The organism is Streptomyces sp. NPDC088725 (assembly GCF_044751305.1).
GTDB lineage: Bacteria > Actinomycetota > Actinomycetes > Streptomycetales > Streptomycetaceae > Streptomyces.
On sequence record NZ_JBIVLO010000004.1, the window covers coordinates 368,992 to 391,346 of the forward strand.

The window sequence follows — 22,355 nt, forward strand, 5'->3', positions numbered from 1 at the left end:
ACATGCACGGCCCGGATCGGCTACGCCGTCAGTTCCCGCTCCAGTGGCGTACGGAAGCGAGGAGTGATCCGGGCCGTGCCCACCCAGGAGGACAGCCGTGCCGCCTCCACCTCGATGGCGGTCATGGCCTCCCGGCCGGGGTCGGTCAGCAGACGCCAGACGATCTCGCCGTCCGCTCGCTGCGCCCAGCCCCCGACGATCACGCCGTTCCACCACACAGTCGGACCGATGTTTCCCGATCGGTCGAAGAGGGCGGGACGGTGGCCTGCGTCGAGATGGAAGTCGCGGTCTGCCCAGCCCATGGCGCTGGGATCGAGGCCGGGCAGCAGAGCCGCCCACGGTTCTACGGGCGTTTCCGGCGCGGTATCGCCAGGCAGCACGAACCCGGTGCTGGTGCCGGTGCCGGTGCCGGTGCCGGAGCTGGTGCCGGTGTCGAGTGACACCTGCTCCGCGCCGATGTCGGCCAGCGCCCTGCGCGTGGCGGTGAGGGTCCATCCCGTCCACCACTTCAGATCGGCTTCCGTGGCGGGCCCGTACGCCAGCAGCCAGCGGCGGGCCAGCTCGGCGCGTGCTTCGGCGGGTGAGCCGGCCGGCCGGAGCGCGGAGGCGGTCCAGCGGAACTGGCTGGAGGTCCAGGAGCCGCGTGGCCGGTCCCTGCGGATGCGCCCCTCAGCTGCGAGCACCCTGAGGACCCTGCTGGCGACGCCCTGGACGGCCTCCGACTTCGTGCCGGGGAAGACGGTGATCTTTGTGCGCAGGGCGGCTACGGCGGCGGACAGTTCGCCTCCGGTGGCGGTTCCGTGCGCGGCGAGGGCGGTCAGGATCGCCGCCTCGGTCTCGGCGAGCCAGCGTTCGTCCAGCTCGCCGGACGACTCCGTCAGATGCTTCAACAGTCTCTTGCGTTCCTTGGCGGCGATGGCGCGCGCTGTCGAAGCGTGCACCTGCGGAGCCAGCTCCGACGAGACGGCGAAGAGGGTGTTGCGCATGGAGAGCAGCCGTACGAGCGACACCTCTTCGTACAGGGCGTGCTCCACCGCCGACACGCTCGCGTCGGTGAGCCGGGCACACACGGACAGGAAGACGGTCGCCGCGTCGGTGGCGTGAAGAGCGACCACCGCGTCGGCGACCGCGACCGGATCCTGCGCGCGTACCGAGGGAGCCAGCAGATGTCTGCGGCCGAGCCGGAGGCGCCGCTGTTCGTCGCCGATGTGCCGCGCCATACGGTCCTCCGGATCAGAGCTGGAGCTTGAATCCCACGTGAGAGGCGGTGAAGCCGAGCCGCTCGTAGAAACGGTGAGCATCGGTACGGCTCGCGTCGGACGTCAACTGCACCAGCTGACAGCCCTGTTGCCGGGACTCCTCGACCGCCCACCGGATGAAGCGGGTGCCGAGGCCGCTGCCGCGCTCGTCCGCATGGACACGTACGGCTTCGATGACCGACCGGGTGGCGCCGCGCCGGGACAGTCCCGGGATGATCGTGAGCTGGAGGGTTCCGACGACCCGGCCCTCCCGTACGGCGACGACCACCCGCTGGTTGGGATCGTGGGCCAGCCGCTCGTACGCCGCGAGGTACGGGGCGAGGTCGTCGGAGGACTCGCGCCGCGCCCCCAGCGGATCGTCAGCGAGCAGATCCACGATGGCGGGAATGTCGTCAAGGGTGGCCGGGCGTATCGCCAAATCCGTCATGATCGGCAGCGTACGCCGCGAGGTGTCGCCTCGGTCTGGTAGTCGGCACAGTGTCGGAGGACTGCGTTCGAGCAGCGTTGAGACATGCGGGAGCACACGAGTTCATACGGGGAACGGGGCCGTACGGTCAGCCCGTCGCCAGGCTCAGTGGGGCGAACCGGCGAGTCCAGTCACCCGGGAGGTCAGGAACGCGGTTCGTCATGACCGTGCTGACGGTGACCGGTTCAAGGCCGCGTTCCTTCATCCAGGCCAGCAGTTCTCCGTGGCGCGTGTCGACGGTGGTTCGAAGCGGTCGGCCGGCACCTTCGGCCAGCTTGCTGATCAGGGCTTTCGCCGTCGAGGTGTCCCGGGCGATCACGGGGCCGGACACATCGGCCGACAGAGCGGACCAGGCGGCCGCGTACCCGGTGAGGCCCGAGTCGTCCTCGGCGACCAGCAGCCTGTCGGAGAAGGCGGGAAGGCGGGTGATCATCTGGACGCGGTCCGCCCCGAAGGCCTCGCCGTCCAAGCGCGCGAGGTCCATCAGATCGGCGGCGACAGCGGGCCTGATCCTCGCCCCTGGCGCACTGCCGGCGCTCCGGAAATGCCCTTGGACTGTCTCGGCGCTGCCGATCTCGACGAAACCGAGCTGTTCGTAGAGCGGTTGGCCGAACTGGGTGGCGTACAAGGTGAGCGGGGTGGAGCCGGTTGTCGACAGCACATGCGTCATCAGTCGGCGTCCGATCCCCTGCCGTGCGAACCGCTGCGCGACGAGCATCATGCCGACGGCCGCGAGCGCCGGGCCGTACGAGGTGACCACGCAGGTGGCGGCCAGCCCATCGCCGTCCGGGGCGTCGATTCCATACGCTGTGCCCGCCGCCAGCAGCAGGTTCCATCGGCGCTCTTCGCGCGCCCAGCCGCGGTCCTCGCAGAGGTTGGCACACCACGCGAGATCGCCAAGGGTCAGGTGACGGACGGGGAACGCGGAGAGCGGCGTCGACATGGAGAGCAGGTTGTCGAAGCGGCGATCGTCCGTCCACCTCTTTACAGAGACGAGCGCCGTCCGTTCGCGAAAAACGAGCGCCGTCCGAGAGCGTGCCGGGCCGGAACCGGCAGGTTCTTGGTTTCACGTGAAACCAGCAGGAAGGACGCTAGCCTCGGTGTATGGCGACCAGACTCCATCTTTTCGATCTCGACGGCACGTTGATCCGTGGCTCGGCGGCTGCCGTCGAGATCTCACGGCAGTTGGGGCTCGGCGCAGAGATAGCCGAGCTGGAACGCGAATTCCTGGCACGCAGGCTGTCGCCCGACGAGTTCGCCGTCCGCGCAAGGGAGTTGTGGGCACATCTGACAGAGGCTCAGGTGGCAGCTGCCTTCGAGGGGGCGCCGTGGATGACGGGAATTCGCGAGGTCTGGGCGGACATCCGGGAGCAGGGGAATTACTGCGCCGTCATCTCTCTGTCGCCCGATTTCTTCGTACGTCGGCTGCTGGACTGGGGCGCGCACGCCGCCCATGGCTCTCGCTGGCCCGTTCTGCCCTTCACCGAACCCATCGACCCGACGGGGCTCCTCAACGCGGCCGCGAAGGTGAAGATCGCGGACCAGCTGTGTGCGGAGTTCGGGATGAGTCTGGACGACTGTGTCGCCTACGGTGATTCGATGTCCGATGCGGAGATCTTCGCATCGGTGCCCAGAGCGGTAGCGGTGAACGCGGATCACCATCTGTCAGGACTTGCCACACATACGTATGCGGGGGGCGATTTGCGTGGCGCCTACGAATTGGTACGTCCCCGGCGGTAATTTGGTGCGTCTCCTGCGGTAATACGGCGACCCGGGGGTACGTGCAGGACGCGGCCGGGAGCGGGCACGTGACCAACGCACCCTAACGGGAAAGCAATCGGTGATGCCCGGACTTCGTACTCTCCGCCCCACCCGCTGACGCGGCCTGTCATGCTGCTGCGACAGGAACTGCGGGCAATGTCACACTCCTCCTGCGACTGTTCGAAACGGACGTGCGGCGGAGGTTAATGTGGGCAGCCAGCAGTCCTAGTCGGAGTGGGGAATAGCTAGCGTATTCCGGGCCAGCGGAAGTGCGCAGACGACCGAAAGATGTTCGAGGCGAGGCACACCATGGACGCTCCGACCACCACGTCGGCCGACAAAGGCACTTCCGGAAGCAGCGGAGGGGGCGGCTGGTTCAGCCCCCGCCGGAGCCCGAGCAGCGAGAACCGAACCGAGTCCTCTGTGACCGGCGGGGCTGCGGGCAGCTCCCAGGACCGAATACCCACACCGATCCGCTCGCTGGCCTCGATCCGCCCTGTGGGCTCCGGGACCGCCCGCCCCGCTCCACACCCGCAGGAGACCCCCGAGGGCCCTGTAGGACACGGTGGACGGGGCGAGACGAATCACTGGGAGCCGGCTCCGGCTCCAGCACCGGTGGACGACGTCCCCGACGCCTTCAGACCTCGTAACAGGGGGATGCAGGACGGCGAGGGGCCCGGCACGCATCCGCCGGTCCACGAGGCCGCCGCGACGATGCCTGCCGCACAGGCTCCGCCACGTCACCGGGCACCGGCCCCCCTGCCGCCCGAGACGTTCCAGCAGGAGACGTCCCCGCAGGAGGCGTTCCGGCCCGAGATGCCGCCGGAACGCCCCGCGTGGGAGAACCGACCGGAGCAGGCCGAGCGGCTGGACCTCCCGGAGGCGGACTCCGTACGCCCGGCCCCGGAACCCCAGCCGGAGGCGGCCCAGGAGGCTCCTTCTGCCCCGCAGCCGACCGTGTCGCGGTCCGCTGCCCTGCCTCCCGAAGTCCCCTTCCCGAGTCCCTCCGCTGACGTCCCGGCCGACTTCCCGAGCCCGTCTGCTGAGGCCCAGGACGGCCCGGCTGCCTCCGAGGTCCCGGCCGCGCCCGCAGCGCCGCCCGGCCCCGTAGCCGCGTCCGCTGCCCCCGCCGCGTCCCAGATTCCGCCCGAGACGGCGGCCGCGGCGGCCACCGCGACGGCGGCTCCGATCGTGCCCGATCGTGAGGCCTCCCCCGACGCGATCCTCATCCGCCGCACGCTCGGGGAGATCGCGCCCTTCGCCGACCAGGTCACCGCGTACTTCTACGCGCTCCTCTTCGTCCGCCACCCCGAGCTGCGCGGCCTGTTCCCCGCCGCCATGGACACCCAGCGGGACCGCCTGCTCAAAGCGCTGCTCACCGCCGCCGAGCACATGGACGACCCCGCCGTTCTCACCGACTACCTGCGCCATCTGGGCCGGGGGCACCGTAAGTACGGTGCCCAGTCCACGCACTACCCTGCCGTCGGCGAGGCCCTGATCGGCGCGCTGACCCGCTACGCCCTCACCACCTGGAGCGACGAGACCGAGGACGCCTGGGTCAGGACGTACACCACCATCTCGCAGATCATGATCGACGCGGCGGCCGAGAACGAGCGGCACGCGCCCGCCTGGTGGAACGCCGAAGTGGTCTCGCACGAGATGCGGACCTCCGACATCGCCGTCATCACCGTCCGTCCCGACCAGCCGTATCCCTTCCTCGCGGGGCAGTACACCAGCCTGGAGACGCCCTGGTGGCCGCGGGTGTGGCGGCATTACTCGTTCGCCTCCGCGCCGCGCGCAGACGGCCTGCTCGCGTTCCACGTCAAGGCGGTCCCGGTCGGCTGGGTCTCCAATGCCCTGGTCCACCACGCCCGTCCCGGCGATGTCCTCAGACTCGGTCCCCCGGCGGGCTCGATGACCGTCGACCACAGCACCGACAGCGGGCTGCTCTGCCTCGGCGGAGGCACCGGCATAGCGCCGATCAAGGCGCTCATCGAAGATGTCGCCAAGCACGGTCACCGGCGGCCGGTCGAGGTCTTCTACGGCGCGCGCCATGATCACGACCTGTACGACATCGAGACGATGCTCCAGCTCGAGAGCGCTCACCCCTGGCTCGCGGTACGGCCGGTGATCGCCGAGGGCTCCGGTCAGGGATACGGGCCCAAGGGCCCGCTGCCCGAGGCGGTCGTGCGGGACTACGGCCCGTGGCACGAATTCGACGCGTACCTGTCGGGCCCGCCCGGGATGGTCCGCAGCGGCATAAGCGCGCTCCAGGGAGCCGGGATCCCCTTCGACCGGATCCGCCACGACTCCCTCGACGCTCTGGTGGCCGGCCCCGACGGCGCCTGAGGCCCGTCAGCGCGGCGGAGAAGCCGCACCGAGCAGAGGCAGGGATCATCCCAGGTCGGGGGCGTGCATCGCGCGCACGCCCTCGATATTGCCGTCCAGGTAGTGCCGGAGCGACAGCGGTACGAGATGGACGGCGGCGATCCCGACCCGGCTGAACGGCACCCGGACGATCTCGTACTCCCCGCAGGGCTCTTCCATTTCGGGGCCGTGCCGCAGGGAGGCGTCCATGGACTCCAGCCGGCAGACGAAGAAATGCTGCACCTTGACGCCTGTCACCCCGCCGTCCGCGATGTGCTCCACGGTGTCGACGAAGCACGGCACCACATCGATGATCTTGGCGCCCAGCTCCTCGTCCACCTCCCGGTGGAGCGCGTCGACGACGGTGGCGTCCTCCGGCTCGACGCCCCCACCGGGCGTCACCCAGTAGGGATCCACGCCGGGTTTGGTGCGCTTGATGAGGATCAGGGCGTCGCCGTCGAGCAGGATGGCGCGTGCGGTGCGCTTGACCACGGGACGTTCGGTCATGGGAAGAGGTTCGCCCGCCACGCCCCATCTGAAACTCCTGAGCCCCCGGCCGTTACCGGTCCGACGCGTCTACCAGTCCACCGCGGCGCGCAGCAGCCACTCGTGCGCGCGGGCCAGCGGCGGCAGGGTCAGGGTGCCGGTGCGTACGAGAAGGAAGTAGGTGCGCAGCGGGGGTACGGGCGGGTCGAGCAGCGCGACCACCTCCCCGCGCTCCAGAGCGCCCTCGCAGAGGTAGCGCGGAAGTACGGCGAGGCCCGCGCCGGCCGCCGCGCACTCCAGGACGGCCCGCAGGTCGGGCGCTATGACCATCGCGGCGGCCGCGGGCCGGGAATCGAAGACGGCCGCCCAGTAGCGGGAGACGAGCGGCAGTGATTCGTGCACTTCCACCACTGGCAGCTGCTCCAGCACCACGTGTCCCTCGCGCAGCACGGCATGGCCCAGCCGGGCCGCCCAGCGGGGCGCCGCGACAAGGACATGCTCCTCGTCGCAGAGCGGAGTCGAGGTGAGCAGCCCGCCGCGCGGGCGGGCGGTGGCGATGGCGAGGTCGTGGTGTCCGGCCGCCAGCCCCTCCAGGATCTCCTCGGTGTCGGCGAGGAACGCCGTGCGCACCGCCAGACCCTCGGAGGTCAGCGGGGTCAGTGCGGGCAGTGCCCGCAGCGAGGTGAACTCCGGAGGGCCGGCCAGATGGAGCGTGCGTACGCCGGACTCCTCGTCGAGGCCGGTCTCCGCGATCTCGACCAGTGCGTCGAGATGAGGCGCGGCCCGGTGCGCCAGTTCGTCGCCGATGGTCGTGGGCGTGACGCCCCGCGCCTGGCGCAGGAACAGCGGTCGGCCGAGCTGCCGTTCCAGCGTTCTGATCTGCCCGGTGACGGCGGGCTGGGAGAGCCCGAGCAGCGAGGCGGCGCGGGTGAAGGAGCCGGCCCTGTGCACGGCGACGAAGGTCCGCAGCAGGGCCAGATCCATGTACCGCTCTCCTGTCTCGAACCGTCCCGGCCACGCCCACCGACCGCCCATCTATAAGTAAGTCGATAGGCCGCTGTCGCTACTGTGATTGGACACTGACGCAGAGTCAACTAGCCTAGTCCGGGTGGTTCTTCGCGCACGGAACCTCAGGACGGTCCGAGCCACGAGGGGGGAGGCTCGGACCGTCCGTCCTTTCGCGGTCAGTTCGCTGCGGCGTTCCGGCCCGAAACGCCCGGTCGCCGGAGGTCTCGGGCCGATCCGGCAATCGACCGGACTTACGCGGCCTCGTCCAGCGCGCGCAGCACGTCCGCGATCAGGTCCTCGGGGTCTTCCGCTCCGACGGAGAAGCGGACGAAGCCTTCCGGTACGGCGTCGCCGCCCCAGCGGCCGCGCCGCTCGGCGGTGGACCGTACGCTGCCGAAGCTCGTCGCCTCTTCCACCAGGCTCAGGCCTTCGAGGAACCGCTCGGCGGTGTCCTTGTCGGGCAGGACGAACGAGACGACGGAGCCGAAACGCCGCATCTGGCGCGAGGCGATCGGGAACGAGGGGTCGTCGGGCAGGCCGGGGTAGCGCAGGCCGGTCACGTCGGTGCGCTCCTTCAGCGCCTGCGCCAGCAGCAGGGCGCTCGCGCACTGCCGTTCGGAGCGGAGCTGAAGGGTGGCCAGCGAGCGGTGGGCGAGCCAGGCTTCCATCGGGCCCGGGATCGCTCCGACGACCTTGCGCCAGCGCCGTACACCCGCGGCCAGTTCCGGGTCGGCGCAGGTCACATGGCCGAGCAGGATGTCGCCGTGACCGGTCATGCCCTTTGTGTCGCTGGCCACGGAGAAGTCCGCGCCCAGTTCGAGCGGGCGCTGGCCGAGCGGGGTGGCGAGGGTGTTGTCGACGGCGACGAGCGCGCCCCGGGCGTGCGCCTCCGCGACCAGCCGCCGTACGTCACAGACGTCGAGGCCGGGGTTGGAGGGCGTCTCTATCCACAGCAGCTTGGCGCCGTCCAGGACGCGCAGCTGGCTGTCGCCGCCGGTGGGCGCGGTCCGCACCTCGATGCCGTAGGTCTCCAGGCGTTCCCGGAGCAGCGGCAGGGCCTGGTAGCCGTCGTCCGGCAGAACCACGGCGTCGCCGGCGCGCAGCTGGGAGAAGGCCACCGCGGAGATCGCGGCCATCCCGGATGCGAAGGTGATGGTTTCCACCGCCTCCCCGGGCGCTTCCAGTTCGCTGATGGCGCGTTCCAGATGGGTCCAGGTCGGGTTCTCGTCCCGCCCATAGGTGTACGGGCCCGTCGGCTCGCCCGGCAGGTGGAAGTGCGCGGCGAAAACCGGCCCCGGCAGGGTCGGCTCGTGCTTCACGGGTTCGGGAAGTCCGGCCCGTACCGCCCGGGTGCCGTCTCCGATACTCATGCTGTCTCCGATGTTCATGACGTCTCCCCGTCGGGGAGCGCGAGGTGCAGGGCCCACGCGACGACCGAGATGATCAGGCCGCCGAGCACAGCCGTCCAGAAGCCTTCGACGTGGAAGCTGAGGTCCAGCGTGTCCGCGAGCGATGAGGTCAGCAGCAGCATCAGGGCGTTGACCACGAGGGTGATCAGCCCGAGCGTGAGGATGAACAACGGCAGCGTCAGCAGCTTCACCAGCGGCTTGACGATGAAGTTCACCAGGCCGAAGACGAGGGCGACGAGTACCAGAGTAAGGACTTTTCCGCCGATGTCGTCCCCGGTCAGGGTGATGTCAGGGAGCAGCCAGGCCGCCACCGCCAGCGCCGCCGCGTTGGCCGTCGCCTTGACGAGGAAATTCTTCATGTGTCTGATCGTGGCATGAAGGCATTCAGACTTGATGAGCTGGAAGCGGAACGCGCCGCCAACGACGGCGCGTATCTGCAGTTCGTGCGTGAGCGCAACATGTCCGTGGGGTTGTACGCGCTGGACGCGGGCGAGACGGACCCCCAGCAGCCGCACCAGCAGGACGAGGTGTACCTCGTCGTGAGCGGGCGGGCGTCGATCACGGTCGGTATGGAGACCACGCAGGTCGCCCGGGGAAGCGTCGTCTACGTCCCGGCCGGGGTGGCGCACAAATTCCACCACATCACGGAGGCCCTGCGTGTGATGGTCGTCTTTTCGCCGCCCGAGGGCTGACGGACCCCTCAGACCGGTCTCAGGGTCGGATCAGGGAAGAGCCCGGGATGCGGGACCTCCGATTCCCTTCCCGGCCCTCTAGCATCGAACATGTCAGGCAGTTTGTGAGTACTGGGTGAAGTGAGGTCAGGACGATGGCGGCACGGGAGATATTCGCGGGGATGCCCTGGTGGGTGAAGTGGATCGCGGTACCGGTGATCGCCATCGTCGTGTTCGGCGGTCTGATCGCCAGCGTGGTCGGGTTCCTGATCGGGCTGCTCTTCAAGGTGCTGCTCTTCGTGGCGATCGTCGGCGGACTGATCTACGTCGTCCGGATGTTCATGTCGTCCTCGCGAGGGGACTGACGGGGCGCGCGCGTGGCTCGTCCTCCCGCGGCGACCGGCAGGACCGGCGGCGGCCCGGCCGTTAGCCCGCGCGAGGGAAAGGCGAAGGGGAAACCATCCAGGCGGTCGGCCTGCCCCTAAAGTGGCCCCGCGGGCGGGCTCTCGCCCGTAAGCCCGCCTGGGGGTGACCTTTGGCCACAGTGACAAGAACCGCCGTCCCTACCCTCATCGGATCGGTGCAACGAGCCCTGCGACTCATGGAGTCCGCGGGGGCACACCCGGACGGGGCTCCCGCGAAGCAGCTCGCCCGTGAGGCCGGGCTTCCGCTGCCCACCGCGTATCACCTGCTGCGCACACTGACACACGAGGGCTATCTGCGCCGGGAGAACGGCGTCTTCGTGCTCGGTGACGCCGTGCAGAGGCTGGCGCGGGCCGAGGCTCTGCAGAATCGTCGCAGCAAGATCGTTGATCCGATCGGTCAGTGACGGCCGGATCCCCCGCAGTGGACCTGGCCATTTCTGTGCCGCTTCGGCACCGCTTCCCTGCCGCTCCATCAGGGGAGAAGGCTGCCTGGAGGAGCGGATGGTTACGCAGAGAGACCAATCCCGCTTCTGACCTAGTCAACCCTCTCTATCAGTATCTGAAAAATTACTCCTTGTGATCTGCTAGCGCTTACAGGACGATTGCGTCAAGAGTTTTCAGGGGATGATTCCCAGCCTTATCTACTCCGGAGTGGTGCACGATGCGCGAGTCCGTCCAAGCCGAGGTCCTGATGAGTTTCCTCGTCTCCGAGGAACTCTCGTTCCGGATTCCGGTGGAGCTCCACTACGAGACGGGGGATCCGTACGCGGTGCGGATGACCTTCCATCTGCCCGGCGATGCCCCGGTCACCTGGACCTTCGGCCGTGAGCTGCTGCTCGACGGCATCAACACCCCCAGTGGGGACGGTGATGTGCACATCGCGCCGACCGAGCCGGAGAATCTGTCGGATGTTCATATCCGGCTGCAGGTCGGCGAGGACCACGCGCTTTTCAGGGTGAGCGCTCCGCCGCTGGTCGCTTTCCTGGACCGCACGGACCGACTGGTCCCGCTCGGCCAGGAACGCACGCTCGGTGACTTCGAGGGGAGCCTGGAGGACGCGCTCGGCCGGATCCTCGCCGAGGAGAACGCCGGCTGACCGAACCGCGGACCGGCGCCGCAGGGGCCGGGCGGGCGGGCCGGCCGCATCGGGCCCGCCGTAAGGAGCCGGGCAGGCGGGCCCGCCGTAAGGGGCCGGGTGAGGCGGGCCGGGCCCGGCGGGCCGCGGCGCGGGCGGGCCGGGCCGCTGCGTGAGCTATTTCTTGCGGCGCCGGCCCCCGCCGCCCCGCCCGCGCTGCGGCGCGCTCTGCTCCGGTACGGAGTACCCCGCGGGCAGCTCCGGTGTGCCCGTGGACGGGCCTGGCGCGCTCGTCCACGGCTTCGCCGCGCCCGCCCGGTCCGCGGACACGACCAGCGCCGCCAGTGCCGTCGTCACGGGCACTGCGGCGACCAGGCCGATCGAGCCCACCAGGGTCCGTACGATCTCCTCCGCCACCAGCTCGCTGTTGGCCACGGTGACGACGCTCGACTCCGCGACCGAGAAGAGCAGCAGGAGCGGCAGCGCCGCGCCCGCGTACGCGAGGACCAGCGTGTTGACCACCGAGGCGATGTGGTCTCTGCCGATCCGGATGCCTGCCCGGTACAACCCGCGCGGGCCCATCGTCGGGTCGGCCTGATGCAGCTCCCAGACCGCCGAGGTCTGGGTCACCGTCACATCGTCGAGCACACCGAGCGAACCGATGATGACGCCAGCCAGCAGCAGACCGCTCATGTCGATGTGGGGGTAGAGCCCGTGGATCAGGCCGGTGCTGTCGTCGGTGTTGCCGGTCAGGCTCGCCCAGCCGATGAAGACCGATCCGAGCAGCCCGATCAGCAGCAGTGAGATCAGCGTGCCGAGGACCGCGACCGACGTACGGGCCGTCAGCCCGTGGCACATGTAGAGCGCGATCAGCATGATCGCGCTCGATCCGACCACCGCCACGATCAGCGGATTCGAGCCCTGGAGTATCGCCGGAAGAATGAACAGCGTCAGCACGGCGAACGAGACGGCGAGCGCGATCAGTGCCATCACACCGCGGAGCCGTCCCACCGCGACCACGACCAGCGCGAAGATCCCGGCCAGCAGGGTCATCGGGACCTTACGGTCCATATCCGTCACGGAGTACTGGAGATCGTGCGGCGCGTCCGGTGCGTATGCCACCACAACGCCTTGTTTCACGTGAAACTGCCGCGGTGCGTCCGGCTGGACCACCTCGACGAACTTCCGTCCCTTGTCCTTGCCGCTCGTGACCTCGATCGTGGCCTTCTCGCACTCCCCGGTCTGTGCCCGCTGCGCCTCGCGTCCCTGCGGGGTCGAGGTGTCGCCCGTCGACGGGACCTGAGCGGCATTCATGTCCTTGCAGTCCACCTGGACGATCTGCACCACGCGGCCCTGCTCGGTCTGCCGGTCGAAGCCGACACCGGTGCGTTCGTGGGCGGGAGCGCCGCCCGGCCAGAGGATGGCGAGTCCGACGACCACGGCGGCCGTGAACGGAATCAGGACCGCTGCGATCACCTTGCGGAGGTGTCGGGAAACCGGCGCGGCGGGCCCGTGGCTGTGCGTGTGGGCGCCCGGTTCGTGGGTCTGCTGGGGTGAGGTCACCGCCAGATCATCGCAAGAACGGGAGGGGCCCTCTGTTCAGCGCGCCCGGCCGGGCGTTAGCGTGGTGACGCCTTTGCACACGCGGGAGCTCGGAGCACCGGGCTGAGAGGGCGCTGACCGAGTGGTCCCGGGAGACTCCGGACCCCACGCTGCGCCGACCGCTGAACCTGTTACCGGGTAATGCCGGCGTAGGGAGTAGGTCTCATGACCGTTCAGGACGCACGCACGCCTGCCTCGAACCAGGCAGAAAAGTCCATCGGCTGGCACAAGGGATACGTCGAGGGCTCACGCCCGGACCTTCTTGTGCCGGTCCGTCAAGTGCACCTCACCAACGGCGAGGACGTGACGCTGTACGACACGTCAGGGCCGTACACCGACCCCGCTGTCGAGACCGACGTACGCCGTGGTCTCGCACCGCTGCGGGAGAACTGGATCACCGGGCGCGGCGACACCGAGGAGTACGCGGGCCGGCCCGTCCGCCCCGAGGACGACGGCCTCAAGCACACCGCACCGCGCGGCGGACTGCGCAACCTCGACGCCGTCTTCCCCGGCAGGCCACGCCAGCCGCGCCGGGGCCGTGACGGCCGGGCCGTCACGCAGCTCGCGTACGCGCGGCGCGGGGACATCACGCCGGAGATGGAGTTCGTCGCGATCCGGGAGAACGTCGCCCCCGAGATCGTCCGCGACGAAATCGCAGCGGGTCGCGCCGTACTGCCGGCCAACGTCAACCACCCGGAGATCGAGCCGATGATCATCGGCAAGCGGTTCCTGGTGAAGGTCAACGCCAACATCGGCAACTCCGCGGTCACCTCGTCCATCGAGGAGGAGGTGGACAAGATGACCTGGGCCACCCGGTGGGGCGCGGACACGGTCATGGACCTCTCCACCGGCCGCAATATCCACACCACCCGCGAGTGGGTACTGCGGAACTCCCCCGTCCCCATCGGCACCGTCCCGCTCTATCAGGCGCTGGAGAAGGTCGATGGCAAGGCCGAGGAGCTGACCTGGGAGATCTACAAGGACACGGTGATCGAACAGGCCGAGCAGGGCGTCGACTACATGACCGTCCACGCGGGAGTGCTGCTGCGGTACGTACCGCTGACGGCCCGCCGCAAGACCGGCATCGTCTCGCGCGGCGGCTCGATCATGGCGGCCTGGTGCCTCGCGCATCACCGGGAGTCGTTCCTGTACGAGAACTTCGAGGAGCTGTGCGACATCCTCGCCGCGTACGACGTGACGTACTCCCTCGGTGACGGTCTGCGGCCCGGCTCCATCGCCGACGCGAACGACGAGGCGCAGTTCGCCGAGCTGCGCACCCTGGGCGAACTCAACGCGGTCGCCAAGCGGCACCACGTACAGACGATGATCGAGGGTCCGGGACATGTCCCGATGCACAAGATCAAGGAGAACATCGACCTTCAGCAGGAGATCTGCGAGGAGGCGCCGTTCTACACGCTGGGCCCGCTGACGACCGATGTGGCTCCCGCGTACGACCACATCACCTCGGGCATCGGCGCGGCCATGATCGCGTGGTGGGGCACGGCGATGCTCTGCTACGTCACGCCCAAGGAGCACCTGGGCCTGCCGGACCGCGACGACGTGAAGACCGGCGTCATCACCTACAAGATCGCGGCGCATGCGGCGGACCTGGCCAAGGGCCATCCGGGGGCGCGGGAATGGGACGACGCGCTTTCGGACGCGCGGTTCGAATTCCGCTGGGAGGACCAGTTCAACCTGGCCCTGGACCCGGACACGGCGCGTCAGTTCCACGACGAGACGCTTCCGGCGGAGCCGGCCAAGACCGCGCATTTCTGCTCGATGTGCGGTCCCAAGTTCTGCTCGATGAAGATCAGCAGGAGCATCACCGAGCAGTTTGCCCCTGATCTGGTCCCCTCAGCCTCTGCCTCGGACGAGGAGATCGCGGCCGGGATGCTGGAGAAGTCAAAGGAGTTCGCGGCGAGCGGGAACCGCGTGTACCTGCCGCTCGCGGACCGATCGGACGACTGAGCCGCCTGAACCGCGGCGGCCTGAAAGTGCGTCGCGCCGACTCGTCCGCTTGCTCGGGCCCGTGTTCGGGGCCGCCGTGGCCGGGGCTGGAGAAGCCCGGTCCGCGGTGGCCCCGGCGGCGCCTGGGGCGGAGCCGTCGGCCGGGCTGGAGAAGTCCGGGCGGCTGTAGCCGATCGTGGGAGTTGCGGGGCAGCCCGGCGGCGGGGGCACGTCAGGCCCAGGCGCGGCGGTCCGCAGGAACGGCTCGATGCCACACGCCAGCAGTGCGTCGCGCCATGCCTCCCGCGCCACCGCCAGCTCGGCGGGCGGCTCCTCGTCCGGCGCTTCGGTCCGGAGGTGCGTGGAGGCATTGCGCAGGGCCGCGATGAGCGGTCCGACGGCGGCGGCAGGCAGGTCGATCACGGTGACGGCGCCGGAGAACCGGCCGACGGCGAAGGCGGGTGGTGAACCGAGCGCCTTGAGGAGATGGCCGACGAGCAGGTAAATCACTGCCGCTGCGCCCGTGAGTACCGGGACGAGGACCGCGATCATCGCGGCCGGCCCGGCGCCTCTCCGGGCCCCGTCGCCCAGAGGAGAGGCCTGGGGGAAGCACGTACCGAACGCGCGGGAGACGGTTCCCCGCGCTCCTCGCACAGCTTCGCGTAGTGCTCGTACTCGGCGGCGGCCGTCGTGATCGATGCTCTGGCGGTCAGGGCCCTGGTGCGCAGGTGTGCTGTGCTGAGCCGCTGTCCGGGCCGGTCAGGATCAGGACGTTCGTGTGCGTGGCGCAGCGCCTCGTCGAGGCCTGCTCGAAGTGGCGCAGTGCCTCGTCGAGGACCCGCTCGAAACAGGCGCGGTCCTCGCCGGTCAGGTGCGGAGCGCCGTTCATCGCATCCCCCGATGCTCCGGAGGGCCGGATTGCCCCCGTGGAACGGTCCGTTGGCAGAGACGGAGGAAAGCTTGTCACGGATGATCCGAAAGCAAAGCTGTTCCGGCATCGCGCGACAGAGGGTTTCCGGAAATCCCCTGCCCACCTCGATTTCAGTTGTGCAGGGGGAGTTGGACCACCAGCAGTTTTCCTTCCATGGTCACGCCGCCGTCCATGGCGATGGCAAGTCCGTCCGCATATACATGCGGCCCTTCCACGACAGGACTTCGCTCCTCGTCGTCGGAAGAGTCTTCGGTGCCGACTTCCCCGAGCAGATAGGGAATAGGGCTGTGGCCGTGGACGATGCGTGTTCCGCCGTACTGGGAAAGCAGTTCCTGAACGGCCTGCGGGCCTTCGTCGCGGAAGGCGAAACGTTTGGTGAGTTTGCGGAACAGTTCCCAGCACTCATCGACATCATTGCGGGTGAGGATCTGGTGAACGGTGTCATTCACGTCCTCGATGCTGGACCCGTAATCGAGATAGGCCGTCGTGTCGGAATGCATCAGCAGATGCCCGTCCTCCTCGACCACCGCGTCCAGCCGGGACATCCACTGGAGATGGACGTCCTGGAGGCGTTCCATGTCGTGCCGCTGCCCGCCGTTGAGCAGCCACGCGGCCTGGAAGGTGGCGGTTCCCGCGCCGGAGTTGACGGGCGTGTCGGCGAACCGCTTGGCACCGAGGAGCAGCAACTCGTGATTGCCCATGAGGGCCTTGCAGTAGCCGCCGGCTGCCGCCGCCTCGGCGGACAGGCGCATGACGAGGTCGATGACACCGACGCCGTCGGGGCCGCGGTCGGTGAAATCGCCGAGGAACCAGAGCCTCGCGGTGCCCGCGGCCCAGTTGCCCCCGGTGTCGATCAGGCCCTGTTCCGCGAGGGCGGCGAGCAGTTCGTCGAGGTAGCCGTGCACGTCGCCGACGACGAAGAGCGGGCCGAGACCGTCCGGTGAGGGCGTGTCAGCGGCCGCGACCCGTACCTGGACGGTGTCGCCCCTGTTGATGACCGGCAGATCGCGCACGGTGGGTGTGTAGCCCTCCGGCAGCTCGTCCTCCGGTACGGCGTTGCCGGGATGCACCGACGCGGCGGCGCCCGGCGGGGCGTCCGGTCCGGTCGGCGCGAACTCGTCTGACTGCACGGGCACCAGTGCGTACGGCGGTACGCGGAAGTCGCGCAACGTCGCCGTACGCACCGCGAGTCCCTGGCCGGCCCCCTGTGTCATCGACCCCTCCACCACCGTCGCGCCGCCGTACACCTCCCGGCCCGGCCCGGCCTGGTGGGGGTGAGCCCACCGGAGGTCGGGAGAGGTCCGCAGTGTCGTGCGCCCATCATAGGAATGCGGCCCGTCCTGTGTGACGCACCAGGGGCGATGAATCCGCTCCCTCTCTCCGATCACCGGCTGTTTTCCTACCGATCGTCCCCATTGTGAAAGGTCTGGACTTTCGCCCCGGTCTCCGTCCGGAGCCGTCAGTCTCCGGCGGGGGACCGGGGAGGGCTGACCGTGGTGCGGTGCGGACGCCGTTGGGACGACGTCCTGATGATGAGTTCGGTCGGTATCACCTGTTCGAGCGGAGCGCCGGTATCGATGCCCTCGATGGCGTCGATGAGGAGCTGGATGACGGCGGTGCCGATGCGGCGCGGCTTGAGCGAGAGCGTGGTGATGGGCGGTTCGGTGGCCGCGTACACGGTGGACTCGCTGCAGCAGACCAGCAGCAGGTCGTCCGGTACGCGCAGGCCGTAGCGCCGGGCGGCGGCGAGCAGATCGGTCCCGTTGGGGTCGAAGAGGCCGTAGACGGCGTCGGGCCTGTCGGGGCGCGCGAGCAGCCGGTCGGCCGCCACGGCTCCGGCGCACGGGTCGTGGGCGGGGTAGGACTCGTAGACCGGGTCCTGGCCGACGCGCTCGCACCAGTGCAGATAGGCGGTGGTGGACAGGCGGGTGTAGGTGTCGGTGGTGGTGCCGGTGAGCAGACCGATCCGGCGGGCGCCGGCGGCGGCGAGATGGTCGAGCAGATCGAGGACGGCCGCCTCGTGGTCGTTGTCGACCCAGGCGGTGACGGGGAGGGTGCCCGCGGGGCGTCCGTCGGAGACGACGGGCAGGCCCTGGCGGACGAGTTCGGTGACGACCGGATCGTGGTCGGAGGGGTCGATGACGACGGTGCCGTCGAGGGCGACGTTCGACCAGACGTCATGGCGGGAGGTGGCGGGAAGGATGACGAGGGCGTAGCCGCGGGCCAGCGCCGCGGAGGTCGCCGCCCTGGCCATCTCGGCGAAGTAGGCGAATTCGGTGAAGGTGAAAGGTTCATCCCCGTACGTCGTCACGGTCAGGCCGATGAGGCCCGATTTGCCGGTACGGAGGGTTCTGGCGGCGGCGGACGGCCGGTAACCCAGCCGTTCTGCGACCTCTCGGACGTGGCGTCGGGTGGCGTCGGGTAAGCGGCCCTTGCCGTTGAGCGCGTCCGAGACAGTCGTGATGGAGACACCGGCTGCGGCGGCTACGTCCCGGATGCCCGCCCGACCCTGCCGGCTTCCCCGGCGGGTCGTGCCCGTCCGGCTCACCTGGTGTTTCCCTGCTGCTGTCATGGCGAGCCGATAGTAGGGCGCAGGCGGGCGGTTGGGCCGGTCGCATATTCACCCGGTAACAGGCACGTTTCTGCAAGATCGAAAACGACCGATGGCTACGGAAGGAGAGGGAGAGACGGCCTCTGACGCTCGACTTCCATGTGTGGAGCGGCATGGACCTGTCGAAGGGCCCATGTCTCGAAGAGGTCTCAACTCACCTCTACGAGGGACGCGCGCCACGGCGCGCGCCACCAGCGCGCACCACAGAGACGAGCGCCCCCCTCTCCCCGTCACCCTCTCCGTCTCTCTCTGCGACCGTCATTCGCAGCGACCGCGAATCCTCATAAGGTGAGCAGCATTGACGGTGTACGAATCCATGACTGGCCAGGAGGACCTGCGGTGAGTGAGACGAGCCCCAAGCTGCGAGCCGAGCTGGACGGCGTGCCCCTGTACAAGCCCGGCAAGCCCGCGGGGTCCGACGGGCCGGCGGCGTACAAGCTGTCCTCCAACGAGAACCCCTATCCGCCGCTGCCCGGCGTGATGGAGCGGGCGATCGAGGCCGCGGGCACCTTCAACCGGTACCCGGACATGGCATGTACCGGACTGATGGAGGAACTCGCCAACCGATTCGCTGTGCCCGTGTCGCACCTGGCGACCGGAACCGGGTCCGTCGGCGTGGCGCAGCAGCTGCTGCAGGCCACCTCCGGCCCCGGTGACGAGGTCGTCTACGCCTGGCGGTCCTTCGAGGCGTACCCGATCATCACGCAGATCTCCGGCGCGACATCCATACAGGTGCCGCTGACTACCGGTGAGGTGCACGACCTGGACGCGATGGCCGGCGCGGTCACCGAGCGGACCAGGATGATCATCGTCTGCAACCCCAACAATCCGACCGGCACGGTCGTGCGCAGGGCCGAGCTGGAGCGGTTCCTGGACCGGGTGCCGAACGATGTGCTGGTGGTGCTCGACGAGGCGTACTGCGAGTTCATCCGGGACGCCGAGGTGCCGGACGGCGTCGACATCTACCGTGAGCGCCCGAACGTGGCCGTGCTGCGCACCTTCTCCAAGGCGTACGGTCTGGCCGGGCTGCGGGTCGGTTTCGCGATCGCCCATGAGCCGGTGGCCGCCGCGCTGCGCAAGACCGCGGTCCCGTTCGGCGTCAGCCAGATCGCCCAGGACGCGGCCGTCGCCTCGCTGCGGGCCGAGGACGAACTGCTGGGGCGGGTCGGCGCGCTGGTCGGTGAGCGCGAGCGGGTTCACGGGGCGCTGGTCGGCCAGGGCTGGACCGTCCCGGAGACGCAGGCGAACTTCGTCTGGCTGCGGCTCGGAGAGCGCACGCTCGACTTCGCGGCCGCGTGTGAGCGGGCCGGTGTGGTGGTAAGGCCCTTCGCCGGCGAAGGCGTACGCGTCACGATCGGTGAGTACGAGGCCAACGATCTCTTCCTGCGGACCGCGGAGGGTTTCCGCAAGGAGCTGTAGGCCTCGCTGGGGTCGCGGCCCTTCGCCCTGCCATGGATGCTGCCAGGGTCGCGCTCCCTGTGCCCTGCCCCGGATGTCCGGGACGCCCCTGACCAGTGCGGTCCGGGGCGTTTTGCGCTGGAGGGACCCCCCGTCTTACGAACCGAAGAGGTGTGCGACATAATGCCTTGTGAATGTGAACGCATTCACAAGCGTGCCCGGTTCCCGCCGCTACGTCCGGGACGAAACGGGCGAGCAGCGCTGCACCACGGCGATGTAAGGAGAGACGACGTGGACCTCGCTCTGGCGCCGGAGACCCTGGCGCGATGGCAGTTCGGCATCACCACCGTCTATCACTTCCTCTTCGTGCCCCTGACGATCTCGCTGGCGGCGCTCACCGCCGGACTGGAGACCGCGTGGGTCCGTACCGGGAATCCGAAATACCTCAGGGCCACCAAGTTCTGGGGCAAGCTCTTTCTGATCAACATAGCGATGGGGGTCGTCACCGGTATCGTGCAGGAGTTCCAGTTCGGCATGAACTGGTCCGACTACTCGCGATTCGTCGGTGACGTATTCGGCGCTCCTCTCGCCTTCGAGGCGCTGATCGCGTTCTTCTTCGAATCGACGTTCATCGGATTGTGGATCTTCGGCTGGGACAAGTTGCCGAAGAAGATCCATCTGGCCTGTATCTGGATGGTCTCGATCGGCACGATTCTCTCCGCGTACTTCATCCTGGCGGCCAATTCCTGGATGCAGCACCCGATCGGTTACCGGCTCAACGAGAAGTCGGGACGGGCCGAACTCACCGATTTCTGGGCGGTGCTGACACAGAAGACCGCTCTCACCCAGTTCTTCCACACGATCACGGCCGCCTTCCTTGTCGGTGGCGCGTTCATGGTCGGAATAGCGGCCTTCCATCTGGCCCGCAAGAGGCACATACCGGTGATGCGCATGTCGCTGCGCCTCGGCCTGATCACGGTCGTCGTCGCGGGGCTGCTCACCTCCATCAGCGGCGACCGTCTCGGCAAGGTCATGTACGAGCAGCAGCCGATGAAAATGGCCGCGGCCGAGGCACTGTGGGACGGCCAGGCGCCCGCGCCGTTCTCCGTGTTCGCGTACGGAGACGTCGACAAGGGGCACAACACCGTCGAGCTGGAGATCCCCGGGGTGCTGTCCTTCCTCGCCCACGACGACTTCAGCTCGTTCGTCCCCGGGATCAACGACGTCAACAAGGCCGAGCAGCAGAAGTACGGTCCCGGCGACTACCGGCCCAACATCCCCGTCGCCTACTGGGGGTTCCGCTGGATGATCGGCTTCGGCATGGCGTCCTTCTCGCTCGGGCTGCTCGGGCTGTGGCTGACGCGGAAGCGGTTCCTGCTGCCGCCGGCGCTGCGCACCCGCGAGGACGAGGTGCCGAATCTGGTGCTCTTCCGGCGGAAGGCGCTGCGTCCGGGGCTCGCCAAGTGGTACTGGATCACGTCTCTCTGGACGATGCTGTTCCCGCTGATCGCCAGCTCGTGGGGCTGGATCTTCACCGAGACGGGACGTCAGCCCTGGGTCGTGTACGGGGTGCTGCGCACGTCCGACGCGGTCTCGCCCGGCGTCTCCCAGGGTGAGGTGCTCACGTCGCTGATCGTCTTCACCCTGCTGTACGCGGTTCTCGCGGTGGTCGAGGTCCGCCTGCTCGTGAAGTACATCAAGGCCGGACCGCCCGAACTCACGGACGACGACCTGAACCCGCCCACCCGGATCGGCGGCGACCAGACGGACACCGACCGCCCGATGGCCTTCTCGTACTGAGGACTTGAGGAGCTGGTGCCCCTCGGGCACTGGGAAGTAGGAGCAGAAGCTATGGAACTCCACGACGTCTGGTTCGTCCTGATAGCCGTTCTCTGGACCGGTTACTTCTTTCTCGAAGGGTTCGACTTCGGGATCGGCATTCTGACCAAACTGCTCGCCCGCGATCGCGACGAGCGGCGGGTCCTGATCAACACGATCGGGCCCGTCTGGGACGGCAACGAGGTCTGGCTGCTGAGCGCGGCCGGAGCGACCTTCGCCGCCTTCCCCGACTGGTACGCCACCCTTTTCTCCGGGTTCTACCTGCCGCTGCTGCTCATCCTGGTCTGCCTGATCGTGCGCGGTGTCGCGTTCGAGTACCGGGCGAAGCGGCCGGAGGAGCGCTGGCAGCGCAACTGGGAACACGCGATCTTCTGGACCTCGCTGGTCCCGGCCCTGCTCTGGGGCATCGCCTTCGGCAACATCGTGCGCGGCGTGAAGATCGACGCGCGGATGGAGTACGTCGGGACCCTCGGGGACCTGTTCAACCCGTACGCGATCCTCGGTGGTCTGGTGACGCTGAGCCTCTTCACCTTCCACGGCACGGTGTTCGCCGCGCTGAAGACCGTGGGGGACATCCGGACACGGGCCAGGAAGCTGGCGCTCGTCCTGGGCGCGGGCGCCGCCGTGGTGGCACTGGGCTTCCTGATCTGGACGCAGGCGAACAGCGGTGACGGCACGAGCCTGATCACGTTGATCGTCGCGATGACGGCGCTGGCCGTGGCGGTCGGGGCCATCGCGGCAGGGCACGAGGGGTGGTCGTTCGCGCTGTCCGGGGTGGCGATCGTGGCGGTGGTCGCGACGCTCTTCCTGACGCTGTTCCCGAACGTCATGCCGTCCTCGCTGAACGGGGCATGGAACCTCACGGTCACCAACGCCTCGTCGTCCCCGTACACCCTGAAGATCATGACCTGGTGCGCGGCCGTCGCCACGCCGGTCGTGCTGCTCTACCAGGGTTGGACGTACTGGGTGTTCCGCAAGCGGATCGGTACGCAGCACATCGCCGACGCGCACTGACCCGTGTCGAGGTGACTGACATGTTTCGAGGTGTGCTGACGCGCGGGGTATCCCGGCGCTCTGCGCCTTTTCACCACGCACCGACC

At 68.7% G+C, this 22,355-nt stretch carries 21 protein-coding genes, 1 pseudogene and 1 riboswitch; of the genes and pseudogenes, 10 read left to right on the forward strand and 12 right to left on the reverse strand.

The window, feature by feature from the left end:
* Nucleotides 1-20: 20 nt before the first annotated feature.
* The 3 genes from ACIP6N_RS11855 to ACIP6N_RS11865 form a co-directional block, all read right to left on the reverse strand.
* The gene (locus ACIP6N_RS11855; protein ID WP_401814855.1) at nt 21-1,220 is read right to left on the reverse strand and encodes a winged helix DNA-binding domain-containing protein; all 1,200 of its coding nucleotides are present in this window, start codon (nt 1,218-1,220) and stop codon (nt 21-23) included.
* Nucleotides 1,221-1,233: 13 nt separating this feature from the next.
* Nucleotides 1,234-1,686 (reverse strand): GNAT family N-acetyltransferase, encoded by a 453-nt coding sequence (locus ACIP6N_RS11860; protein ID WP_401814857.1) that lies wholly within the window; start codon nt 1,684-1,686, stop codon nt 1,234-1,236.
* 127 nt (nt 1,687-1,813) lie between these two features.
* On the reverse strand, nt 1,814-2,668 hold the full coding sequence (locus tag ACIP6N_RS11865; RefSeq protein WP_401814858.1) for a GNAT family N-acetyltransferase: 855 nt from the start codon (nt 2,666-2,668) through the stop codon (nt 1,814-1,816).
* Between the two features lie 161 nt (nt 2,669-2,829).
* Between ACIP6N_RS11865 and ACIP6N_RS11870 the strand changes: the two genes are divergently transcribed.
* Both ACIP6N_RS11870 and ACIP6N_RS11875 read left to right on the forward strand, forming a co-directional pair.
* On the forward strand, nt 2,830-3,465 hold the full coding sequence (locus ACIP6N_RS11870; protein WP_401814859.1) for an HAD family hydrolase: 636 nt from the start codon (nt 2,830-2,832) through the stop codon (nt 3,463-3,465).
* A gap of 678 nt (nt 3,466-4,143) precedes the next feature.
* A complete protein-coding gene (locus ACIP6N_RS11875) occupies nt 4,144-5,835 on the forward strand; it encodes a globin domain-containing protein (protein ID WP_401814860.1) in 1,692 nt (563 codons plus the stop codon).
* Between the two features lie 45 nt (nt 5,836-5,880).
* On the opposite strand, the gene ACIP6N_RS11880 is transcribed toward ACIP6N_RS11875, so the two are convergent.
* The 4 genes from ACIP6N_RS11880 to ACIP6N_RS11895 form a co-directional block, all read right to left on the reverse strand.
* Nucleotides 5,881-6,360 carry an NUDIX domain-containing protein gene (locus ACIP6N_RS11880; RefSeq protein ID WP_401814862.1) on the reverse strand — a complete coding sequence of 160 codons (480 nt, stop codon included), beginning with the start codon at nt 6,358-6,360 and terminating at the stop codon, nt 5,881-5,883.
* A 69-nt stretch (nt 6,361-6,429) separates the two neighbouring features.
* A complete protein-coding gene (locus tag ACIP6N_RS11885) occupies nt 6,430-7,323 on the reverse strand; it encodes a LysR family transcriptional regulator (RefSeq protein WP_401814864.1) in 894 nt (297 codons plus the stop codon).
* A 275-nt stretch (nt 7,324-7,598) separates the two neighbouring features.
* Nucleotides 7,599-8,717: a cystathionine gamma-lyase gene (locus ACIP6N_RS11890; protein WP_401814866.1), complete on the reverse strand. Its 1,119-nt coding sequence runs from the start codon at nt 8,715-8,717 to the stop codon at nt 7,599-7,601.
* A gap of 14 nt (nt 8,718-8,731) precedes the next feature.
* Nucleotides 8,732-9,115, reverse strand: a complete 384-nt coding sequence (locus ACIP6N_RS11895; protein WP_401814868.1) for a phage holin family protein — start codon at nt 9,113-9,115, stop codon at nt 8,732-8,734.
* A 15-nt stretch (nt 9,116-9,130) separates the two neighbouring features.
* Here ACIP6N_RS11895 and ACIP6N_RS11900 point away from each other — a divergent pair, with 15 nt between their 5' ends.
* The 4 genes and pseudogenes from ACIP6N_RS11900 (at nt 9,131) to ACIP6N_RS11915 (ending at nt 10,948) form a co-directional block, all read left to right on the forward strand.
* Nucleotides 9,131-9,448: a cupin domain-containing protein gene (locus ACIP6N_RS11900; protein WP_401814870.1), complete on the forward strand. Its 318-nt coding sequence runs from the start codon at nt 9,131-9,133 to the stop codon at nt 9,446-9,448.
* A 134-nt stretch (nt 9,449-9,582) separates the two neighbouring features.
* Nucleotides 9,583-9,792, forward strand: a complete 210-nt coding sequence (locus ACIP6N_RS11905) for a DUF5326 family protein (RefSeq protein WP_401814872.1) — start codon at nt 9,583-9,585, stop codon at nt 9,790-9,792.
* Between the two features lie 236 nt (nt 9,793-10,028).
* Nucleotides 10,029-10,247, forward strand: a pseudogene (locus ACIP6N_RS11910) (helix-turn-helix domain-containing protein); the annotation flags it as partial.
* A gap of 266 nt (nt 10,248-10,513) precedes the next feature.
* Nucleotides 10,514-10,948, forward strand: coding sequence for an SsgA family sporulation/cell division regulator (locus ACIP6N_RS11915; protein WP_401814874.1), 435 nt, complete (start codon nt 10,514-10,516; stop codon nt 10,946-10,948).
* A gap of 156 nt (nt 10,949-11,104) precedes the next feature.
* On the opposite strand, the gene ACIP6N_RS11920 is transcribed toward ACIP6N_RS11915, so the two are convergent.
* Nucleotides 11,105-12,490 (reverse strand): YibE/F family protein, encoded by a 1,386-nt coding sequence (locus tag ACIP6N_RS11920; protein ID WP_401814876.1) that lies wholly within the window; start codon nt 12,488-12,490, stop codon nt 11,105-11,107.
* A gap of 71 nt (nt 12,491-12,561) precedes the next feature.
* Nucleotides 12,562-12,702, forward strand: a riboswitch (TPP riboswitch).
* Between ACIP6N_RS11920 and thiC the strand changes: the two genes are divergently transcribed.
* Nucleotides 12,695-14,497: a phosphomethylpyrimidine synthase ThiC gene (thiC, locus tag ACIP6N_RS11925; protein ID WP_401814877.1), complete on the forward strand. Its 1,803-nt coding sequence runs from the start codon at nt 12,695-12,697 to the stop codon at nt 14,495-14,497. (Overlaps the previous riboswitch by 8 nt.)
* On the opposite strand, the gene ACIP6N_RS11930 is transcribed toward thiC, so the two are convergent.
* The 4 genes from ACIP6N_RS11930 to ACIP6N_RS11945 all read right to left on the reverse strand — a co-directional run bounded on the left by ACIP6N_RS11930 (nt 14,432) and on the right by ACIP6N_RS11945 (nt 17,979).
* On the reverse strand, nt 14,432-15,028 hold the full coding sequence (locus ACIP6N_RS11930; RefSeq protein WP_401814878.1) for a hypothetical protein: 597 nt from the start codon (nt 15,026-15,028) through the stop codon (nt 14,432-14,434). The genes thiC and ACIP6N_RS11930 overlap by 66 nt on opposite strands.
* 157 nt (nt 15,029-15,185) lie before the next feature.
* Nucleotides 15,186-15,365: a hypothetical protein gene (locus ACIP6N_RS11935; protein ID WP_401814880.1), complete on the reverse strand. Its 180-nt coding sequence runs from the start codon at nt 15,363-15,365 to the stop codon at nt 15,186-15,188.
* Nucleotides 15,366-15,517: 152 nt separating this feature from the next.
* Nucleotides 15,518-16,621 carry a metallophosphoesterase gene (locus tag ACIP6N_RS11940; RefSeq protein ID WP_401814882.1) on the reverse strand — a complete coding sequence of 368 codons (1,104 nt, stop codon included), beginning with the start codon at nt 16,619-16,621 and terminating at the stop codon, nt 15,518-15,520.
* A 245-nt stretch (nt 16,622-16,866) separates the two neighbouring features.
* On the reverse strand, nt 16,867-17,979 hold the full coding sequence (locus tag ACIP6N_RS11945; protein WP_401814884.1) for a LacI family DNA-binding transcriptional regulator: 1,113 nt from the start codon (nt 17,977-17,979) through the stop codon (nt 16,867-16,869).
* A 378-nt stretch (nt 17,980-18,357) separates the two neighbouring features.
* Between ACIP6N_RS11945 and hisC the strand changes: the two genes are divergently transcribed.
* The 3 genes from hisC (at nt 18,358) to cydB (ending at nt 22,269) form a co-directional block, all read left to right on the forward strand.
* Nucleotides 18,358-19,437, forward strand: a complete 1,080-nt coding sequence (gene hisC / locus ACIP6N_RS11950) for a histidinol-phosphate transaminase (protein ID WP_401814886.1) — start codon at nt 18,358-18,360, stop codon at nt 19,435-19,437.
* A 270-nt stretch (nt 19,438-19,707) separates the two neighbouring features.
* Nucleotides 19,708-21,216, forward strand: coding sequence for a cytochrome ubiquinol oxidase subunit I (locus ACIP6N_RS11955; RefSeq protein WP_401814887.1), 1,509 nt, complete (start codon nt 19,708-19,710; stop codon nt 21,214-21,216).
* Between the two features lie 51 nt (nt 21,217-21,267).
* Nucleotides 21,268-22,269, forward strand: a complete 1,002-nt coding sequence (gene cydB, locus ACIP6N_RS11960) for a cytochrome d ubiquinol oxidase subunit II (protein WP_401814889.1) — start codon at nt 21,268-21,270, stop codon at nt 22,267-22,269.
* Nucleotides 22,270-22,355: the final 86 nt, after the last annotated feature.

What these genes read in the sequence shown, in the direction of transcription:
- ACIP6N_RS11855 (WP_401814855.1), bottom strand. Translation starts at nt 1,220, where the DNA reads ATGGCGCGGCACATCGGCGACGAACAGCGGCGCCTCCGGCTCGGCCGC.
- ACIP6N_RS11860 (WP_401814857.1), bottom strand. Translation starts at nt 1,686, where the DNA reads ATGACGGATTTGGCGATACGCCCGGCCACCCTTGACGACATTCCCGCC.
- ACIP6N_RS11865 (WP_401814858.1), bottom strand. Translation starts at nt 2,668, where the DNA reads ATGTCGACGCCGCTCTCCGCGTTCCCCGTCCGTCACCTGACCCTTGGC.
- ACIP6N_RS11870 (WP_401814859.1), top strand. Translation starts at nt 2,830, where the DNA reads ATGGCGACCAGACTCCATCTTTTCGATCTCGACGGCACGTTGATCCGT.
- ACIP6N_RS11875 (WP_401814860.1), top strand. Translation starts at nt 4,144, where the DNA reads ATGCAGGACGGCGAGGGGCCCGGCACGCATCCGCCGGTCCACGAGGCC.
- ACIP6N_RS11880 (WP_401814862.1), bottom strand. Translation starts at nt 6,360, where the DNA reads ATGACCGAACGTCCCGTGGTCAAGCGCACCGCACGCGCCATCCTGCTC.
- ACIP6N_RS11885 (WP_401814864.1), bottom strand. Translation starts at nt 7,323, where the DNA reads ATGGATCTGGCCCTGCTGCGGACCTTCGTCGCCGTGCACAGGGCCGGC.
- ACIP6N_RS11890 (WP_401814866.1), bottom strand. Translation starts at nt 8,717, where the DNA reads ATGAGTATCGGAGACGGCACCCGGGCGGTACGGGCCGGACTTCCCGAA.
- ACIP6N_RS11895 (WP_401814868.1), bottom strand. Translation starts at nt 9,115, where the DNA reads ATGAAGAATTTCCTCGTCAAGGCGACGGCCAACGCGGCGGCGCTGGCG.
- ACIP6N_RS11900 (WP_401814870.1), top strand. Translation starts at nt 9,131, where the DNA reads ATGAAGGCATTCAGACTTGATGAGCTGGAAGCGGAACGCGCCGCCAAC.
- ACIP6N_RS11905 (WP_401814872.1), top strand. Translation starts at nt 9,583, where the DNA reads ATGGCGGCACGGGAGATATTCGCGGGGATGCCCTGGTGGGTGAAGTGG.
- ACIP6N_RS11915 (WP_401814874.1), top strand. Translation starts at nt 10,514, where the DNA reads ATGCGCGAGTCCGTCCAAGCCGAGGTCCTGATGAGTTTCCTCGTCTCC.
- thiC (WP_401814877.1), top strand. Translation starts at nt 12,695, where the DNA reads ATGACCGTTCAGGACGCACGCACGCCTGCCTCGAACCAGGCAGAAAAG.
- ACIP6N_RS11930 (WP_401814878.1), bottom strand. Translation starts at nt 15,028, where the DNA reads ATGATCGCGGTCCTCGTCCCGGTACTCACGGGCGCAGCGGCAGTGATT.
- ACIP6N_RS11935 (WP_401814880.1), bottom strand. Translation starts at nt 15,365, where the DNA reads ATGAACGGCGCTCCGCACCTGACCGGCGAGGACCGCGCCTGTTTCGAG.
- ACIP6N_RS11940 (WP_401814882.1), bottom strand. Translation starts at nt 16,621, where the DNA reads ATGACACAGGGGGCCGGCCAGGGACTCGCGGTGCGTACGGCGACGTTG.
- ACIP6N_RS11945 (WP_401814884.1), bottom strand. Translation starts at nt 17,979, where the DNA reads ATGACAGCAGCAGGGAAACACCAGGTGAGCCGGACGGGCACGACCCGC.
- cydB (WP_401814889.1), top strand. Translation starts at nt 21,268, where the DNA reads ATGGAACTCCACGACGTCTGGTTCGTCCTGATAGCCGTTCTCTGGACC.